Below are 16,266 nucleotides of genomic sequence, written 5' to 3' on the forward strand. Positions count from 1 at the left end.
TCAGCGACTCGTCGCAGGGAGATATCATGTCCAACAAAGCCAAGGCCGCATTGGCCGCACTTGCAATTGGTCTGGCCGGTTCGGCCTTGGCCGAGTATCCCGAAAAGCCCGTAAGTTTTATCGTTCCGTGGCCTCCGGGCGATTTGGAAGACGTACTGACCCGGATGATCGCCGAAGATTTTCAGGCCGAATACGGTGTTCCGGCAGCAGTGGTGAACAAACCTGGCGGCGGCGGTGGCCCGTTCCCAGGGGCCGTAGAGGTGGCAACAGCCCCGGCAGACGGGTACACAATCGGTTCCTTTGTTCCGGCGGTTTCATTGATCGGGCACGAGATCGACATCCCGGAGCTTACACCTGAGAAATTCGATCCGATTGGTATTTTCCTGACCTATCCGTTCGTGATCGCGACTTCGGGCAATGCACCTTATTCGTCGATGCAGGAGCTGGCTGACTACGCCAAGGAAAACGAGGTGTTCCTCGGGCATTTCGGTGACGTTCTGACCCCAACCCAAGTCACCAAGGCTTTATCTTCGACAATGGGTTTTGAATGGGCAGGGGATGCGGCATTTGACGCGTTGGATTGTAACACGCTGGCCTCTGGCGATGCAGACGTGATTAACACCACGCTACAGCTTATCCTGCCTTGCCTTGACGATGTGAAGGTTCTGGTCTCGATCACCGGTGAGAGGATCAGTAAGGTTCCTGACACGCCTGCGATTGGCGAGGTTGAGCCGAGCCTCGATATCTCTCTGTGGAACGGTCTGTTCGTGACCAAGGACACCCCGGCGGATGTGCGCGAAAAGATCGCAGCCGTTGCCGAGAAAACTGTGAACAGTGAGCGTGCTCAACAGCTTGCAGAGGAAACAGGTGCGCTGGTCTATTGGCTGAATGCCGACGAAAGCGCCGCCGTGATTGCCGAAGACAAGGCAACTCTGGGCACAATCTCAGAAGCGCTGGGTCAATAACCGCGATCTTTTGAGGGGGCGCCGGCGCGCCCTCTCACCGCTGCTAAGGACCACTTCGAATGGATAACTCCGAGCTTTTACAGGTTAAAACAAAGTCGTCCGGCCAGGTTGTTTTTGTTGTTGCAGGTCTGATCGTTACATTGGTTCTGCTGTCCCAAATTGGCAACCAGACCGAATGGACCGACAAGGCGCGCAACATAGGCAGCCAGCCCCGTTTATGGCCTGCGATCGCGCTGATCACCATGCTTGCAGGTTTTGCGATCCATTACCGGTTGATGCGACGCAGAAAGCCGAATGCGTTGGATTGGGTCGAAGCCCGGCGTTGGGCGGAGCCGTTGGAATATCTGCTATGGTTTCTAGTTTATGTGGCGGCCGTCCCCAGACTGGGATTCATGCCCATGAGCATAGTTTTCGCCTGTGCGCTGACCTACCGTCTAGGATACCGGACGCGATTGGCAGTTGGAATTGCCGCACTGTTCGCGATTGCGATGGTCGTCTTGTTCAAGGGAATGCTGGGTGTGAGTATTCCGGGCGCTCAAGTCTATGAATTTCTGCCAGATTCGATCCGAACGTTTTTTCTGGTGTATCTCTGATGGACCTGATTTTTTCAGCCATTGACGTTCTGGCACGCTGGGACGTGATGCTTGCCCTTCTGGTGGGGGCGGTGGGCGGGGTCGCCATCGGCGCCATTCCGGGGGTGGGGCCAGCTGTTGCCATTGCCATCCTTTTACCCGCGACGTTCTCAATGGATCCGATTGTAGGGCTGACCTTGCTGTTGGGCATCTACGGCTCGTCAATGTATGGCGGGTCAATTCCTGCGATACTGATCAACACGCCTGGCACAGCGGTGAACGCGCTGACCACCTATGACGGATTTCCAATGACGCTGCGGGGCGAAGGCCGCCGGGCCTTGTCTCTGGCCTATTCAGCAAGCTTCCTGGGTGGGCTGTTTTCGGTCATATGCCTGATCTTCCTGTCGCCCGTTCTGGCAAAGATCGCACCAATGTTCGGATCGCGTGAGATTTTCCTTGCGGCTCTGCTTGGCCTTGTCCTCGTCGTTGTTGCGCATAAAGGTCAGATGGCTATCGCGGCTGCGCTTGCGGGATTCGGTATTCTGATCGGCACAGTTGGGTTGGAACCTGCTGCCTATACCCGCCGCTTCACCTTTGGTCAGAGTTGGTTGGCAGGTGGTCTTGATCTCATCGTGGTGGTGCTGGGCCTTTTTGCGCTGTCACAGGCGTTTTTGCTGCTGACGATGGATGATGAGAAAATCAGGCTGCCTCGGTCACGCGGTTCTTTGTTTCAAGGTTTTCGTGAGCTTGCGCGTCACCCGCGCGTTGCAGCGATCTCGGCCAGTTTCGGCGTTGTCATGGGTATGGTCCCGGGGGTCGGGGAATTTACGGCGCAGTTCATGTCCTACACATCGGCACGCAAGCTGTCCAAGAACCCCAAAGCGTTCGGGCATGGCTCGTCAGAGGGGTTGATCGCATCAGAAGCTGCCAATAACGCCGTGCCGGCAGCGGCCATGATCCCGCTGCTTGCGCTGGGCATTCCGGGTGAGGCACTGACCGCGATGATGCTGTCGGTGTTTTATGTCCACAACGTGGTTCCCGGCCCCGGTCTGTTCCAGAATGACATGGACTTCGTTGTCGCGCTCTACATCGCGCTACTGGTCCTGAATGTCATTGTTGTTGGCTTCTTGCTGGTTTCAACCGGCTGGCTGGTCCACCTGGCGCGCATTCCCAATCGCTTTTTGGGTATGTGCATCCTTTTGCTGAGTTTCGTCGGAGTCTATTCGATCCGCAATTCGACCATGGACTGCATTATCGCGGCGGTGTTCGGCCTGCTGGGTTTCGTCCTCAAACGCTTGAACATGCCCATCGTCCCGATCATCCTTGGTATGGTCCTGGGGGGGATAATGGAGGTTAAGCTGCGCGCGTCTTTGGCGCGGGTCAAAACCCCGTTGGACTTTATTGATCGTCCGATCGCTTTTCTGCTGTTCTGCGTCATCCTGATCATCCTCGGCTCGACCATCTGGCGGGTCTGGCGGGAATGGCGCCCGGTTGATCGCCGTTCGATGCAGAAAAAGGCATCAAACACCTTTGCCAAACGAATTTCAGGTCGCTCGCACCGGCATTTCGAAAACCGCAAGAAACAACAAAGACGGAGGCGTTTCTATGACCATGTGGGTTCCTGAAGGCGACGGGTATGCTGATCTGGGCTCGCATGAGAGTTTCGCCAAAGGTGCGCCTTACAATTCGTTTGCCCTGCTGGAGGTAAGGGTGCTGTTCGAGGAATTGGCCAAGCGGATCAAAACCATCGAACCCGACGGGCCCGAGGCGTTCGTCCGGTCCAATTTTGTAAACGGCATCAAGCGGATGCCTGTTCGCGTCACTTTGCAGTAGGTTTTCAATGTCTAACCGTTTACGCGCCCTTTTCATCGATCACCTGTCGATCCCGCGTGGGAAGTACATGCCCGCCAGTAAGATCGGTGATGCCTCGACGCGTTTTGCACGCGCAACGTTCGGGGTGCATTACGATCGCGATCTGCTGTTGGACGCGCCACACGCAAAAGTACGCGAAGGTGCCCCGGACATGGAGTTGCGCTGGCGTGGTGATGACGTGCGCACGGGGTGGGAACCAAACACTTCAATCGTTTTGGGTGACCTGTACGACGCTGATGGATCGCCTTTGTCCTTGTGTCCGCGAGGCGCGTTGAAACGTGCCGTTGCCGACTGGGAAAAGCACGGCTTAAAGCCAATGCTTGGGATCGAACTGGAAGCCTATGCTTTGCAAGGCGGCGAGGATGGTCGGTTGCGGCCCTATGATGCGCCCGGAGGTGGCGTGTACGGCACCGGGCCGTTCGCCGATCCGATGCGGATCAATGATGTGATCTGGAACAAGGCGCTGGAAATGGGATTCAGGCTTGATCTGATCACGGCCGAATATGACAGCCCCCAGTTTGAGTACACTCTGACCTTTGATGATGCACTATCCGCTGTAGATGACATTGTTCTCTTTCGTCAAATGGCCCGAGAGGTCGCATTGGATCACGGGATCATCCTGACATTTCTTCCCAAGCCGCTGTCCGAGCTTGGCGGGTCTGGGATGCATATCAACTTTTCGTTTCAGGACGCCGAGGGAAAAAACGCGCTTGCGACCGGCGAGGTTGGCGGCCCGGATCACCTTAATGATCTGTCGCGTGGTTGCCTTGCCGGTTTGGTGCACCATCACGAAGGCCTGGCTGGCTTGATTGCCCCCACAGCCGGGTCATACCGTCGCCTTCAACCTGCGTCGCTGTCAGGCTATTGGAAAAACTGGGGTGGCGATCACCGCAGCGTCACCACGCGCGTATCTGGCGAAGGTGGCGCGAAAGCCCGTTTGGAACACCGCATGGCCGACGCCAGTGCCAACCCGTACACAGCCTGTGCCGCGGTCCTTCAGGCCGCCCGTCTTGGGTATGAGTCCGGCATGAACCTGCCGCCCATCGAAACCGGAGACGGGTTCGACAAAGTTGACGCGCGCACCGGAACGGCCCCCAACTTGCGCAAAGCAATTCACGACCTGCAGGCCGACACCGCGTTAGTGGATGCTGTTGGTCGGGAACTGGTTGAAAATCATGCCTTCATGAAAGAGCGCGAATTCCGTAAGACGCGCGAACTGGAGCCTGATGCTCTGCTCGACTTTTATGTGTGGTTTATCTGATATGCGACTTGCAACCCTTGTCACCAACACCGACTTTAGCGCTTTTGCCAAAGCGCGACCGTTGGATGACGAAAAATTCGCGACATTGATTGCCGAGGTTCGCCCCGATTTGGTGGTCACCGCCTTTTGGGTCTGTAGGGGAGAGTTCCCCGAAGATATTTCGGCAGTTGATGGCGTGATGACAACCGGAAGCCCAGCATCCGTGACCGAAAATGCACCGTGGATGCAGCAGCTTGAGGTGCTGATCAAAGATATCATCGAACGCAAAACCCCTGTTTTTGGCGCGTGTTTCGGGCATCAGATCATCGCGAAGACCCTCAGTGCGACGGTTGTGCGGACTCCGAATGGGTGGGCGCATGGTCTGATCGAAACCAACTGCGTGGCATCCCGGCCGTGGTCGGACCATGAGAATCGATGGAATCGCTACGGTTCGCATATTGAGCAGGTGGGCGCTTTACCCGATGGTGCGTGCCAATCACTAGAAACAGGCCCGGCGGATCGGGCAGAATTTGCGGCGTTCTTCGAGTATGGAGGGCGATAGATGGGAACGATCACTAAGGCATTGGACTTGCTGACGTTATTCGCCCGTGACCGGGCTGAAATCGGGTTGGGAGAATTCGTGCGCCTGACAGGTCGAGACAAGGCGACGATACATCGGCATCTGACTGAGTTGACCGAAAACGGCTATCTTGAACAACATCCTGATACACGCGCTTATCGCCTTGGGCCCGCACTCCTGCGCCTTTCGGCCCTGCGCGAGACGTTGTTTCCGGTGCGCAAGCTGTTACAGCCCATCGTTTTTGAATTGTCCGAAACCGTGGGTGAGCTGGCCCATGCCAGTCTTTTGCAAGGCGATGCGTTGTCGCCGGTCGCTCATTCCGATCCGGCTTTGCATGGCATTCAGGTTAATTTCGACATTGCCGAGATGTTGCCGCTACACGCGACGTCATCCGGTATAGCAGCTTTGGCCTTCTGCCCGGAAGAATGGCAAGCCCGCATCCTGAGCAGACCGTTGTCGCGCTTTACAGATCGGACAATTTCGGACCCTGCTGATTTGAAGGCAGAAATTGACATGGTGCGCCGGTATGGCGTCGCTTCGGTCGCCGGTGCCTTCGACGAGGGCGTCAGCTCAGTCGGTGCCCCGTTATTTGGTGAAGGGGGCCGGGTTCTCGGCTCATTGGCTGTCGCCGTTCCCAGCGTACGCGCCAAGCCGGAGAAACTGCGCGATATTGCGCTGAAGCTATCAAAAGAGGCGGAACGCGCCTCAACCGCTTTGGGCGGCACGGTCCCCCGGAATTTTGAGGACCTGCCGCCGCATTGGGGTGATGAAACCACGACACGACAGGTGATCACATGAAGGACAGCAATTTCCTTAAAGAAAATAATGCACGCCACCTGTGGCACCCGATGGCTCACCCGGCTGACAGCCTCGCACACCCGCCCGAGATTATCGTTGGCGGCGAAGGCGTCAGCATCACGGATGTAGATGGGCGCACGGTTGTGGACGGGGTGGGCGGCCTTTGGAACGTGAATCTCGGCTATTCCTGCCAACCGGTGAAGGATGCCATTTCAGAACAATTGGACAGACTGCCTTACTACTCAATTTTCAGGGGAACGACGAACGATCTGGTGATTGAACTCAGCTATATGCTGCGTGAGTTTTTCGCGCCCGATGGTCTGTCGCGTGCGTTCTTTACGTCAGGGGGATCGGATGGAGTAGAGATCGCCCTGCGCCTTGCGCGGCAATATCACAAAGTGCGTGGCGAAGCCGGACGCGTTAAGTTCCTGAGCCTCAAGAAGGGCTATCACGGAACGCATACTTTGGGCGCATCAGTCAACGGAAACCCGAATTTCCGGACCCAATACGAGCCACTGATGCCAGGCTGCCATCATATTCCTTCGCCCTACACCTATCGCAACCCGTTTGGCGAAACGGATCCGGAGAAACTGGCGCAGTTGTGCCTTGCAGCCCTTGAAGATGAGATCAAGTTCCAGGATTCCTCGACCATTGCGGCGATGATCATGGAGCCTGTTCTTGGGGCAGGTGGGGTTATTCCCCCGCACGAAAGCTTTATGCCTGGTGTGCGTGAGATATGTTCAAAACACGGAATTTTGCTGATCGCGGACGAAGTCATAACAGCCTATGGCCGAACGGGCGCGTGGAGCGGATCGCGCCGCTTTGGCGTTCAGCCAGATATGGCGGTTACAGCCAAGGCCATCACAAACGGATACTTCCCTTTCGGTGCCGTTATGATCAGCGACGCCATCTCCGAAGTCTTTGAAAATGATACCTCTGGCAAAGCCACGATCGGATCAGGCTATACGTATTCCGGACATCCGGTTGGCGCGGCTGCTGCAATCGCGTGCCTGAAGGAAACCGAACGTTTGAACGTCAAGGACAATGCTGCAAAGCGGGGTGAGCAACTGCATGCTGGTCTCAAACAGCTTGGTGAGACATACGATCTGATCGGCGATGTGCGCGGTGGTTATGGTTTGATGTGTGCTTTGGAGCTTGTATCAGACCGGGACACCAAGGCGCCTATCGACAAGGCCTCGATCAGCACGGTTCAGAAAACAGCCTACGACGCCGGAGCCATGGTGCGCGTGTCAGGCAACAACATCATTCTGTCGCCGCCACTTATCCTGAGCGAAGATGACGTGAACACAATACTCACTGCTCTGGACAAGGGTTTGGGGGCGGTCTGAGCGCTCAGGCGTCATGATCTTCTTCGTTTAGGCGCAGGGTGAGTTTCTGCAGCAGAGTCACAAGTGTATCGTGATCTTTTTCCCCAAGGATGTCGCGATAGTAGGCCGCGATGTCTGATGCTTCGGTCATATGATCGTTGATGATCGCTTGCCCCGCGCCGGTGATGGCGATGTGCTGGCGACGACGATCATTGGGGTCAGCCTCGCGCGAAACGAGTCCGGCGTTTTCCATGGAGTGTACAATCCGGCTCAGGCTGGGGGACATCAAGGCAGCGCGATTGGCCAGCGTTCCGGTTTCCATCTTTCCGCTTTCACTCAAAACGCGCAAGACGCGCCATTGCTGCTCGGTAATGCCAGCTTTTTGCAGCATTTTGCGGATAGGTGCCATAACCGCCTCGCGTGCGCGGGTGAGCGATACGGGCAAAGACTGCGAGGTCGGAGGTAGTAAAGAGTTCAATTGAGGTTTCGGCGTATCTTGCAAGGATCTGATCCTGTTTATTTCATATGTTAATTAAATTGATTGACTCGCGGTTGCAATATCCAGTACACATCAATTTAATTAACATGATAAATAAATCGGTGAACTCATGCCGCATATCCACATCGAGTATTCCGGAAACCTTGAACGGGTCGTAGATATGGCCAGTTTGTGCGACGCGCTCCGGCAATCAGCAGCCGGGATAGCTGCGCTGCCAATGCCCGGTGTGCGCGTCCGCGCGATCCGTGTCGATCACTATTCCATCGCGGATGGCGACCAAAAACATGGGTTTGTCGATATATCGGTCCGATTGCGCGAAGGGCGTTCGGACGATGTCAAAAAAGACGTCATCAATGACCTTTTCAAAGCCGCGCAGGTGTTTCTTGCACCCGCAATGAAGACGCATTCGATCGCGCTTTCTTCCGAATTGCGCGAGATTGACGCAAAACTTTCCCCGAAATGCGGCACAATCCGAGACCATCTGGAGAACCCGAAATGAGCACCTTGGAGCAGAATCTTGAAAAACTGCGTGAGTTGTTGGCGCGTTTTCAGGAAGGTGGAATAAATAACCGCATTGCGGGCGAGGATCGGGACGGCTCGGCCGGGACGTTTCAAAACACGTCTCCCGTAGACAAAAGCGTGATTTGCAGTGTTGCCCAAGGCAACCGCGATGACATCGACGCCGCAGCGAATGCGGCAGCCGACGCCTTCCCCAACTGGCGCGACACAACGGCAACCGAACGGCGCAAAATGCTGATCCGTGTGGCCGAGGCTATCGAAGAACGTGCCGAAGAAATCGCCTTGTGTGAATGCTGGGATACGGGCCAGACCCTGAAATTCATGTCCAAGGCAGCGCTGCGTGGAGCCGAGAACTTTCGCTATTTTGCAGACCAAGTCGTTCAGGCACGGGATGGCCAGCATCTGAAATCACCGACCCTGATGAATATCACAACACGCGTACCCATTGGGCCTGTTGGTGTCATTACTCCGTGGAACACGCCATTTATGCTGTCCACGTGGAAAATCGCACCGGCGCTGGCGGCCGGATGTACGGTGGTTCACAAGCCGGCGGAGGCAAGTCCGCTTACGGCGCGATTGCTGGTGGAAATCGCTGAAGAAGCCGGTCTGCCAAAAGGTGTGTTGAATACAGTGAACGGTTTTGGCGATGAGGCGGGCAAAGCGCTGTGTGAACATCCAAAAATCCGCGCCATTGCCTTTGTCGGCGAAAGCCGCACGGGCAGTTTGATCACGAAGCAGGGGGCAGATACGCTGAAGCGCAACCACCTTGAGCTAGGCGGAAAGAACCCGGTGATCGTGTTTGACGACGCCGATCTTGAGCGTGCATTGGATGCGGTGATCTTCATGATCTACTCGATCAACGGTGAGCGCTGCACCTCTTCCTCACGCCTGTTGATTCAAGACACGATCAAGGAAGAGTTCGAGGCAAAACTCGTCGAACGTGTAAACAAGATCAAGGTTGGTCATCCGTTAGACCCAACCACCGAGATCGGTCCGCTGGTTACCGAAGAGCACTACAACAAGGTCACCAGCTATTTTGACATTGCAAAAGAAGACGGTGCAACGGTAGCAGCAGGTGGGACAAAGCTCGGAGACGAAGGGTACTTTGTGCGACCAACGTTGTTTACCAATGCGAACAACCAGATGCGCATCGCGCGCGAAGAGATTTTTGGCCCGGTTCTGACCGCAATCCCGTTCTCGACAGAAGAAGAGGCACTGCAGATCGCCAATGACACGCCTTATGGTCTGACCGGGTATGTCTGGACGAACGACCTGACACGCGCATTACGGTTTACGGACCAGCTGGAGGCGGGGATGATCTGGGTGAACTCGGAAAACGTGCGCCATCTGCCCACGCCGTTTGGTGGTGTCAAAGCCTCAGGCATCGGTCGTGACGGTGGGGATTGGAGTTTTGAGTTTTACATGGAGCAAAAGCACATCGGTTTTGCGACAGGGCAGCACAAGATTACGCAACTTGGGATGTAACGCGACTGAAATCGGTGCCTATCTTGGGCTGATATCTTATATTTGGGTTTAGGCGCGTGATCGGAATTTGGGTTCGCAATTCCCAATTTCGATAGGGATCAGAAAACGTCTCCCTCGGGCGAAAAGCTTGAGAGAAACGAACTGACAAAGGAGGAACTGTCATGGGAAAGATCGTACAGGCTGCGAAGATTACGCATGTGCCGAGCATCTGGATGTCCCACACGATGCCAAAGTACAAAGGCATCCGGCAACCTGCCATCGATGGATATGCGCGCCTGCGTCAGGATGCGATTGATCGCGGGGTCGATACGTTTGTCGTGTTTGACACGCATTGGATCACCAATCAGGGTTTCCATTTGAACACTAAAGAGCACCACAAAGGCCGTTTCATCAGCCACGAACTGCCGCATATGCTGGCGGATATGGAATTCGATTACCGCGGTGATCACGAACTGGGCGAAACCATTCTTGATGTTCTGCATGAGCGTGGCGAACGGGCCCTGGGCCATTCTCACCCCGATATGGGAATGGAATACGGCACGCTGCTACCGATGCACTTCATCAATGAGGGTGTTAATGCACGGGTGTTGCCGGTTGCGGTCAACCAGTTCTCATCGATTCAGGAAAACCGTGTCTGGGGCGAGGCTATTGCGGAAGGAATTCGCCGCTCGGATCGCAATGTGTCCATTTTGGCTTCAGGTTCGCTCAGCCATGACTTCACGCCGAACGAACGCTCGGTTGACGGTTTGAACTCTGTCAATGGTGAGTTTAACCGCCAGATGGATCTAAGAGTGATTGAGCTTTGGGAGCAGGGCCGCTTCGAAGAATTCCTTGAGCTTCTTCCTGACTACGCCAAGAAATGCACCGGAGAATGCGCGATGAACGATACGGCGCTTTTGTTCGGTGCGCTTGGTTGGGGCAGCTACAAAGGCCAGATCGATATCTACACACCTTATTTCGGCAGCTCTGGAACAGGTCAGGCAAACATTAGCTTTTCAGTCTAAAGATTTGTAAAACGACAAAAAAAACCTAAGCTGAAATGGCCAATCTCGGTGGGCTGTTGCGGTATAAGAAAGCGAACGGATGAACTGGGACGAATTTGCACATTGGGGGCAGCAGATATCGAAATGGGCTGCCGCCTACCATCAAACCCTGTCAGATCGCCCGGTCAGGGCGCAAACGGCACCGGGGGCCATTTCCGCCCAGCTTGAGCCGGCCCCGCCAGAAACTGGTCAGCCAATGGAAACCATCATGGCCGACTTTGAGCGGATCGTAATGCCGGGGATAACCCATTGGCAGCACCCGCGCTTTTTCGCGTATTTTCCGGCTAATGCCGCGCCGCCGTCCATGCTGGCTGAGATGCTGGTGACCACGATCGCTGCGCAGTGCATGTTGTGGCAGACCTCGCCCGCTGGCACCGAAGTCGAAAGTGTTATGGTAGATTGGCTGCGACAAGCGCTTGGTCTGCCCACGGGGATGACAGGCGTCATTCAGGATAGCGCGTCCTCGGCCACACTGTCAGCGGTCCTGACAATGCGCGAACGCGCCACAGGTTTTACCGGCAACCGAGAGGGCCTGAATGCCAAGGGTGCCTTCAGGATTTATTGTTCTGATCAAGTACATTCGTCGATTGACCGGGCCTGCTGGGTCGCCGGGATTGGTCAGGACAATCTGGTCAAGCTACCCACGCAAGGGCCGACCTTTGCAATTGATCCCGATGCGCTTGAGGCCGCGATCCAGCGCGACATCGCCGCCGGGCATGTGCCTGCAGGGATCATCGCAATTACCGGTGGCACGGGTGTGGGTGCCTGTGATGATCTTGTGGCCGTGGCGGATATCGCCCAAAGGCATGATCTTTACACGCATCTTGATGCTGCATGGGCTGGGTCGGCCATGATCTGCCCCGAGTTTCGGGATCCACTATGGGCCGGGGCAGAGCGTTATGACAGCATCGTGTTCAATCCGCATAAATGGCTGGGGGCCCAATTTGACTGTGCGATCCAGTTTCTGAAAGACGCGACACCGCAGCTTAACACGCTAAAAATCGAACCGGAGTACCTCAAGACCTCAGGGGCAGAGGTCACGAACTATTCTGAATGGACCATCCCGCTGGGTCGTCGGTTCCGGGCGTTGAAAATCTGGTTCTTGCTGCGCTCATATGGGCTTGACGGGTTGCGGGCGCGTATCCGCAATCACGTTGCCTGGGCCAACGAGCTTGCCGAAAAAATCGGCTCAATTGAGGGGTTTGAGATCACAACTGGCCCGATCCTCAGCCTGTTTTCCTTTCGCTGTCCGGGTGACGATGACATGCAGCAGCGATTGGTGGACGCGCTGAACGATGACGGCAGGATTTACCTTACGCAAGGTATGTTCGACGGTCGTAAGATTATCCGCCTTCAGGTTGGGCAATTCGATACCACGCGGGAAGACGTGCTAATGGCCGCTGACGTGATCCGCGATGTTTGGGGGTCTCTTTCATGAAGTATGCAACTTTCTCGGCGGATGGAGACACATTTTTTGGCGTGATCACCGATAGTGGTGCAATTGCGCTGAACGAAGCCTTTCCCGACTACGCCAGCCTTTACGAGGTGATCGCCGCCGGTGCGTTTGATCAGTTGAGCGGTGCAGCCGAAGGCAAACCGGTCACACATAAGGGTTTTAAGTATGAAATGGTCATGCCGGATGCCCGTCGTATCCTCTGTGTCGGTGTGAATTTCCCGGACCGGAATGCTGAATACAAGGACGGCAGTGAACAACCAAAACATATGTCACTGTTCCCACGATTTGCCAGCGGGTTCACGGGGCATGACTGCCCTTTGATCCGCCCGCCGGAAAACCACACGCTGGATTATGAAGGCGAGGTGGCCGTTGTGATTGGAAAGGGCGGTCGCAGGATTTCACAGCAGGGCGCTTATGACCACATCGCGGCCCTGACACTTTGCAACGAAGGCACGATCCGCGACTGGGTACGGCACGCCAAGTTCAACGTCACCCAGGGCAAGAATTGGGATAATTCGGGGGCCATGGGTCCGTGGTTGGTACCTTTCACAGATACCGCGCAACTGGACGATGCGCGCATCCAGACCCATGTAAATGGTGAGTTGCGTCAGAACGATACTCTGAACCGTATGATGTTTCCGATCCGCCGCGAAATCGAATACATCTCGACCTTCATGACGTTGCAGCCGGGGGATATCATTGTCACCGGTACGCCAACCGGGGCAGGCGCGCGGTTCGATCCGCCGAAGTATCTGGTTCCGGGCGATGTCGTGGAGGTTTCGGTCGAAGGCATCGGCACCTTGCGCAACACGGTCGAGGATGAACAGCCATGACGCCGGATGACCACGCCCGCGCTGCGGCCGATTTGCTGCAGGCGGAACGCACAGGCAAGCAGATCGGGCTGTTGACCCTGCGCTATCCCGATATGGGGATGGATGATGCATACGCGGTACAAAATGCCATCTATCGCCAGAAGTTAGCGGAGGGGCGAAAAGTAATCGGGTGGAAGATCGGCCTGACCTCAAAAGCCATGCAGCATGCGCTGAACATCGACATTCCCGACAGCGGAATCCTGTTTGATGACATGGCATTCGACAATGGTGGCAGGGTTCCAGCCGGTCGGTTTATCCAGCCTCGGATCGAAGCCGAGATCGCATTTGTGATGAAGTCTTCTGTCGGCGGTGAAAACGTGACTCGTGAGGATGTTATCGCTGCCACGGACTACGTGGCGCCTTCTATCGAAATCCTCGACACCCGTATTCAACGCGTAGACCCAAAGACAGGCAAGGCGCGCACCGTCTATGATACAATCAGCGACAACGCCGCCAATGCAGGCATTGTGCTGGGCGCAGAACGCCATGCGATAGATGCTTTCGACTTGCGTTGGGTCGGTGCGTTGAACTTCCGCAATGGCGAGATTGAGGAAACCGGCCTGGGTGCCGGGGTACTGAACGACCCAATCAAAAGCGTGGTTTGGTTGGCGCGCCGTATGGCGCAATATGGTCAGAGCATTGAGCCGGGCCAAATCGTCCTTTCCGGAAGTTTTATCCGCCCTATCGAGTGTCCTTCGGGTGCGAAAATCCACGCAGATTTCGGGGCTTTTGGTTCGGCTGATATCACTTTTGCCTGAAAGTAACGCCGCAGGTGCCGGCGCCCAGACAGTTAAGATCGCCCGCCTAAAGGTCGTTATCGCAACCGTCGCTCTCACAGCAACAGTCAGCTAGGGGTTATGATCCTGCCCCTAATTTTCTAAGTATTCGCTCCAACTCAGCAGCCTCAGATTTGCTGAGCTTGTCCTGAATGGAATTGACCAGCATTTCAGCGTAAATCGGCCACATCGCCTCTCTGATCGCTAGCCCCTTGGGTGTAAGCTTGATCGTCTGACCTCTGCCATCATTTTCAACTTCCTCCCGAGTGATAAGACCTGCTTCAGCAATACGACCCAACATGCGGGATAATCCGTACTGTGGAAGCAATAACCTTTCCTTCAACTCGTAGGGGCGGATACCGTTCGGCCCAGCCTTTTCGATTTCAAGCAATACGTCATACCAGCCAAGCCTTGGTAGGTTGTTGTTCTTCAACTCAGACTCGATGCCTTCAAGCAATGCTTGGCCCGTATTCAGCAAAGAAGTCCAAATTCTCGTTGTTTGTGGGTCTGGAGTGATCATGTCCAAGTTCTCGCAGAAAGATGCAATTGCATCAACCTTGACGTTTGCGCATTGAAGCCAATATAGATGCAGATGCATCTACCTTGGAGATACCAGATGACCCTTCACCTGATGAGCCACGTTCTCTGCCCCTATGTTCAACGTGCGGCCATTTCGATGTTCGAAAAAGAAGTGCCTTTTGATCGAACTGATATCGACCTTGGGAACAAGCCAGATTGGTTCCTTGAAATATCACCGCTGGGAAAAACGCCGGTTTTAACCTGCGACGGCCATGCCATTTTCGAATCTGCTGCCATTCTGGAGTTTCTGGAGGATACGCAAAAACGTCCCCTTCATCCAAACGACCCCATTTCGCGTGCTCAGCATCGAGGATGGATTGAGTTTGGCTCGACAATCCTGAACGATATTGCTGGGTTCTATAGTGCGAAAAGCGAGGACATGCTTGACCAGAAGATCGCCACTCTGGCCGCAAAATTTTCGCAGCTAGAGCTGCAATTAGATGACGGGCCGTATTTTTCAGGCAGCAAATTTACCTTGGTGGACGCCGTTTTTGCGCCGATATTCCGGTATTTCGACACGTTCGATGAAATTGCAGATTTCGGTATTCTGGTCGGAAAGAAGAAAGTTCTTGCGTGGCGAAAGGCGTTGGCTGCGCGACCCTCGGTCGTCAACGCGGTCTCGGCTGATTATCCCCGATTTCTCTGGGAGTTTCTGCTAAAACGCGACTCTTACCTGTCTAATTTGATGAAGCAGCCAATTGGCGGGGATCAATATCGTCTGCCGCACGAAACAACCACGCAAGTTTAATTCGGGCCGCTGCGTCTGCAGAGCGGACCTTCAAGGTATTGATGATGGCGGTTCCAATCCCAAGGCAACTACGTACTATCGAGCAGGAAGATGCGTGCTGACCGAACGAGGGCACCGTCTTCAAGCTGCGTTGTAAATCTCGGTTGCTGAGGTCTTGGATCGGTTGTCGGCCCCGGTGCTGCAGGGTGACTAAATGTCGAAGATGTCCATCAGGCTTTCAAACATGCTTTCACGTTTTCGCCGTTGGGGGCGACGCTGCTCGGTCTGGGGTTGCTGCTTATAAGACTGTTCATCGTCAAAAGACCGCTCGACGGAAACGCTCTGCGCACCAGCGTCCTGAAGGGCTTCTTCGCGGATCATCAAGATGATCTTTTCAAGTTCGCCTTTGTCCAGCCAGATGCCGCCTGACGTTTGGCAGATATCGATTTTCACACCATAACGCTCAACCTCTTTCATCGGGGAGCCGTCAATTGGAGAACTGAGTAAGGGCATATTGTTTTACCTTTGCTGAAAGGATGTACGACACTCACATTTAACGCTTTTCCGTCCTCGTGATATGATGATTTGGATGTGTTGATACAAGGGTATGAAGTCCCGGAGTTCTGCGATACAACTGCCAGGGCCGAGAGTAAAAGATCGAACTGCGCAGCCAGTAATACTTTAGACCCATTATGTCGTCGCCAAAAAGCACACGCATGATTTCGCCCGACTTCGGCCCCTGCAACTGCAGCGGCGAAACATCGGGTTCGACGATGGTAACATCCATGCCGGAATGCACCGCGACGCCCTGAGCCCAAAGCAGGATGTCGCTGTCTGCCAGCGAGATCCAGAAATTATTTTCCGCAAGGCGCAGCAGGATCGGATCGTTCAGGATGCCGCCTTCGGCATTGGTGATCAGGATGTATTTGCACTGGCCAATCGCCATCTTCGACAG

Annotated in this window: 18 protein-coding genes and 1 pseudogene; 15 read left to right on the forward strand and 4 right to left on the reverse strand. The window is 55.0% G+C overall.

Going from position 1 to position 16,266, the window contains the following annotated elements; all coding sequences use genetic code 11:
- The first annotated feature begins 26 nt into the window (after nt 1-26).
- From AVO44_RS18545 to AVO44_RS18580, 8 genes are read left to right on the forward strand one after another with little or no spacing between them, the layout of a single operon-like run.
- Complete coding sequence (locus AVO44_RS18545; RefSeq protein WP_068340404.1) at nt 27-965, forward strand: tripartite tricarboxylate transporter substrate binding protein; 939 nt, start codon at nt 27-29, stop codon at nt 963-965.
- A 59-nt stretch (nt 966-1,024) separates the two neighbouring features.
- Entirely contained in the window at nt 1,025-1,558 is a 534-nt protein-coding gene (locus AVO44_RS18550) for a tripartite tricarboxylate transporter TctB family protein (protein WP_068340407.1), read from the forward strand.
- A complete protein-coding gene (locus tag AVO44_RS18555; protein WP_068340410.1) occupies nt 1,558-3,162 on the forward strand; it encodes a tripartite tricarboxylate transporter permease in 1,605 nt (534 codons plus the stop codon). The genes AVO44_RS18550 and AVO44_RS18555 overlap by 1 nt, the downstream gene beginning before the upstream one ends.
- Nucleotides 3,143-3,370 (forward strand): hypothetical protein, encoded by a 228-nt coding sequence (locus tag AVO44_RS21835; RefSeq protein WP_420865724.1) that lies wholly within the window; start codon nt 3,143-3,145, stop codon nt 3,368-3,370. The genes AVO44_RS18555 and AVO44_RS21835 overlap by 20 nt, the downstream gene beginning before the upstream one ends.
- A gap of 7 nt (nt 3,371-3,377) precedes the next feature.
- On the forward strand, nt 3,378-4,670 hold the full coding sequence (locus tag AVO44_RS18565) for a type I glutamate--ammonia ligase (protein WP_068340416.1): 1,293 nt from the start codon (nt 3,378-3,380) through the stop codon (nt 4,668-4,670).
- Between the two features lies 1 nt (nt 4,671).
- Entirely contained in the window at nt 4,672-5,211 is a 540-nt protein-coding gene (locus AVO44_RS18570) for a glutamine amidotransferase-related protein (RefSeq protein ID WP_068340419.1), read from the forward strand.
- A complete protein-coding gene (locus AVO44_RS18575; protein WP_082677564.1) occupies nt 5,212-6,027 on the forward strand; it encodes an IclR family transcriptional regulator in 816 nt (271 codons plus the stop codon).
- Nucleotides 6,024-7,376, forward strand: coding sequence for an aminotransferase class III-fold pyridoxal phosphate-dependent enzyme (locus tag AVO44_RS18580; protein ID WP_068340421.1), 1,353 nt, complete (start codon nt 6,024-6,026; stop codon nt 7,374-7,376). The genes AVO44_RS18575 and AVO44_RS18580 overlap by 4 nt, the downstream gene beginning before the upstream one ends.
- Before the next feature lie 4 nt (nt 7,377-7,380).
- Here AVO44_RS18580 and hpaR read toward each other — a convergent pair whose 3' ends face one another.
- Nucleotides 7,381-7,833: a homoprotocatechuate degradation operon regulator HpaR gene (hpaR, locus tag AVO44_RS18585; protein ID WP_157770041.1), complete on the reverse strand. Its 453-nt coding sequence runs from the start codon at nt 7,831-7,833 to the stop codon at nt 7,381-7,383.
- Nucleotides 7,834-7,963: 130 nt separating this feature from the next.
- Between hpaR and AVO44_RS18590 the strand changes: the two genes are divergently transcribed.
- The 6 genes from AVO44_RS18590 to hpaH all read left to right on the forward strand — a co-directional run bounded on the left by AVO44_RS18590 (nt 7,964) and on the right by hpaH (nt 13,987).
- Nucleotides 7,964-8,353, forward strand: a complete 390-nt coding sequence (locus tag AVO44_RS18590; RefSeq protein WP_068340428.1) for a 5-carboxymethyl-2-hydroxymuconate Delta-isomerase — start codon at nt 7,964-7,966, stop codon at nt 8,351-8,353.
- Nucleotides 8,350-9,858: a 5-carboxymethyl-2-hydroxymuconate semialdehyde dehydrogenase gene (hpaE, locus tag AVO44_RS18595; RefSeq protein ID WP_068340431.1), complete on the forward strand. Its 1,509-nt coding sequence runs from the start codon at nt 8,350-8,352 to the stop codon at nt 9,856-9,858. Before AVO44_RS18590 ends, hpaE begins: the two co-directional genes overlap by 4 nt.
- Before the next feature lie 161 nt (nt 9,859-10,019).
- Nucleotides 10,020-10,862: a 3,4-dihydroxyphenylacetate 2,3-dioxygenase gene (gene hpaD, locus AVO44_RS18600; RefSeq protein WP_068340434.1), complete on the forward strand. Its 843-nt coding sequence runs from the start codon at nt 10,020-10,022 to the stop codon at nt 10,860-10,862.
- A 79-nt stretch (nt 10,863-10,941) separates the two neighbouring features.
- Nucleotides 10,942-12,339 (forward strand): pyridoxal phosphate-dependent decarboxylase family protein, encoded by a 1,398-nt coding sequence (locus AVO44_RS18605; protein WP_068340436.1) that lies wholly within the window; start codon nt 10,942-10,944, stop codon nt 12,337-12,339.
- Entirely contained in the window at nt 12,336-13,190 is an 855-nt protein-coding gene (locus AVO44_RS18610; RefSeq protein ID WP_068340439.1) for a fumarylacetoacetate hydrolase family protein, read from the forward strand. Before AVO44_RS18605 ends, AVO44_RS18610 begins: the two co-directional genes overlap by 4 nt.
- Nucleotides 13,187-13,987 carry a 2-oxo-hept-4-ene-1,7-dioate hydratase gene (gene hpaH, locus AVO44_RS18615; protein ID WP_068340442.1) on the forward strand — a complete coding sequence of 267 codons (801 nt, stop codon included), beginning with the start codon at nt 13,187-13,189 and terminating at the stop codon, nt 13,985-13,987. Before AVO44_RS18610 ends, hpaH begins: the two co-directional genes overlap by 4 nt.
- A gap of 97 nt (nt 13,988-14,084) precedes the next feature.
- Here the strand turns inward: hpaH and AVO44_RS18620 are convergent, their stop codons facing one another.
- Nucleotides 14,085-14,525 (reverse strand): MarR family winged helix-turn-helix transcriptional regulator, encoded by a 441-nt coding sequence (locus tag AVO44_RS18620; RefSeq protein WP_068340469.1) that lies wholly within the window; start codon nt 14,523-14,525, stop codon nt 14,085-14,087.
- 96 nt (nt 14,526-14,621) lie between these two features.
- Between AVO44_RS18620 and AVO44_RS18625 the strand changes: the two genes are divergently transcribed.
- Entirely contained in the window at nt 14,622-15,332 is a 711-nt protein-coding gene (locus AVO44_RS18625) for a glutathione S-transferase family protein (protein ID WP_068340446.1), read from the forward strand.
- Between the two features lie 189 nt (nt 15,333-15,521).
- On the opposite strand, the gene AVO44_RS18630 is transcribed toward AVO44_RS18625, so the two are convergent.
- Together AVO44_RS18630 and AVO44_RS18635 are read right to left on the reverse strand one after the other, a co-directional pair.
- Nucleotides 15,522-15,824: a TFIIB-type zinc ribbon-containing protein gene (locus AVO44_RS18630; protein ID WP_082677566.1), complete on the reverse strand. Its 303-nt coding sequence runs from the start codon at nt 15,822-15,824 to the stop codon at nt 15,522-15,524.
- Nucleotides 15,825-15,975: 151 nt separating this feature from the next.
- Nucleotides 15,976-16,266: pseudogene (locus tag AVO44_RS18635) on the reverse strand (glycine cleavage system protein T); the annotation flags it as partial.

This window comes from Ruegeria profundi (assembly GCF_001507545.1).
GTDB lineage: Bacteria > Pseudomonadota > Alphaproteobacteria > Rhodobacterales > Rhodobacteraceae > Ruegeria > Ruegeria profundi.

What these genes read in the sequence shown, in the direction of transcription:
- AVO44_RS18545 (WP_068340404.1), top strand. Translation starts at nt 27, where the DNA reads ATGTCCAACAAAGCCAAGGCCGCATTGGCCGCACTTGCAATTGGTCTG.
- AVO44_RS18550 (WP_068340407.1), top strand. Translation starts at nt 1,025, where the DNA reads ATGGATAACTCCGAGCTTTTACAGGTTAAAACAAAGTCGTCCGGCCAG.
- AVO44_RS18555 (WP_068340410.1), top strand. Translation starts at nt 1,558, where the DNA reads ATGGACCTGATTTTTTCAGCCATTGACGTTCTGGCACGCTGGGACGTG.
- AVO44_RS21835 (WP_420865724.1), top strand. Translation starts at nt 3,143, where the DNA reads ATGACCATGTGGGTTCCTGAAGGCGACGGGTATGCTGATCTGGGCTCG.
- AVO44_RS18565 (WP_068340416.1), top strand. Translation starts at nt 3,378, where the DNA reads ATGTCTAACCGTTTACGCGCCCTTTTCATCGATCACCTGTCGATCCCG.
- AVO44_RS18570 (WP_068340419.1), top strand. Translation starts at nt 4,672, where the DNA reads ATGCGACTTGCAACCCTTGTCACCAACACCGACTTTAGCGCTTTTGCC.
- AVO44_RS18575 (WP_082677564.1), top strand. Translation starts at nt 5,212, where the DNA reads ATGGGAACGATCACTAAGGCATTGGACTTGCTGACGTTATTCGCCCGT.
- AVO44_RS18580 (WP_068340421.1), top strand. Translation starts at nt 6,024, where the DNA reads ATGAAGGACAGCAATTTCCTTAAAGAAAATAATGCACGCCACCTGTGG.
- AVO44_RS18590 (WP_068340428.1), top strand. Translation starts at nt 7,964, where the DNA reads ATGCCGCATATCCACATCGAGTATTCCGGAAACCTTGAACGGGTCGTA.
- hpaE (WP_068340431.1), top strand. Translation starts at nt 8,350, where the DNA reads ATGAGCACCTTGGAGCAGAATCTTGAAAAACTGCGTGAGTTGTTGGCG.
- hpaD (WP_068340434.1), top strand. Translation starts at nt 10,020, where the DNA reads ATGGGAAAGATCGTACAGGCTGCGAAGATTACGCATGTGCCGAGCATC.
- AVO44_RS18605 (WP_068340436.1), top strand. Translation starts at nt 10,942, where the DNA reads ATGAACTGGGACGAATTTGCACATTGGGGGCAGCAGATATCGAAATGG.
- AVO44_RS18610 (WP_068340439.1), top strand. Translation starts at nt 12,336, where the DNA reads ATGAAGTATGCAACTTTCTCGGCGGATGGAGACACATTTTTTGGCGTG.
- hpaH (WP_068340442.1), top strand. Translation starts at nt 13,187, where the DNA reads ATGACGCCGGATGACCACGCCCGCGCTGCGGCCGATTTGCTGCAGGCG.
- AVO44_RS18620 (WP_068340469.1), bottom strand. Translation starts at nt 14,525, where the DNA reads ATGATCACTCCAGACCCACAAACAACGAGAATTTGGACTTCTTTGCTG.
- AVO44_RS18625 (WP_068340446.1), top strand. Translation starts at nt 14,622, where the DNA reads ATGACCCTTCACCTGATGAGCCACGTTCTCTGCCCCTATGTTCAACGT.
- AVO44_RS18630 (WP_082677566.1), bottom strand. Translation starts at nt 15,824, where the DNA reads ATGCCCTTACTCAGTTCTCCAATTGACGGCTCCCCGATGAAAGAGGTT.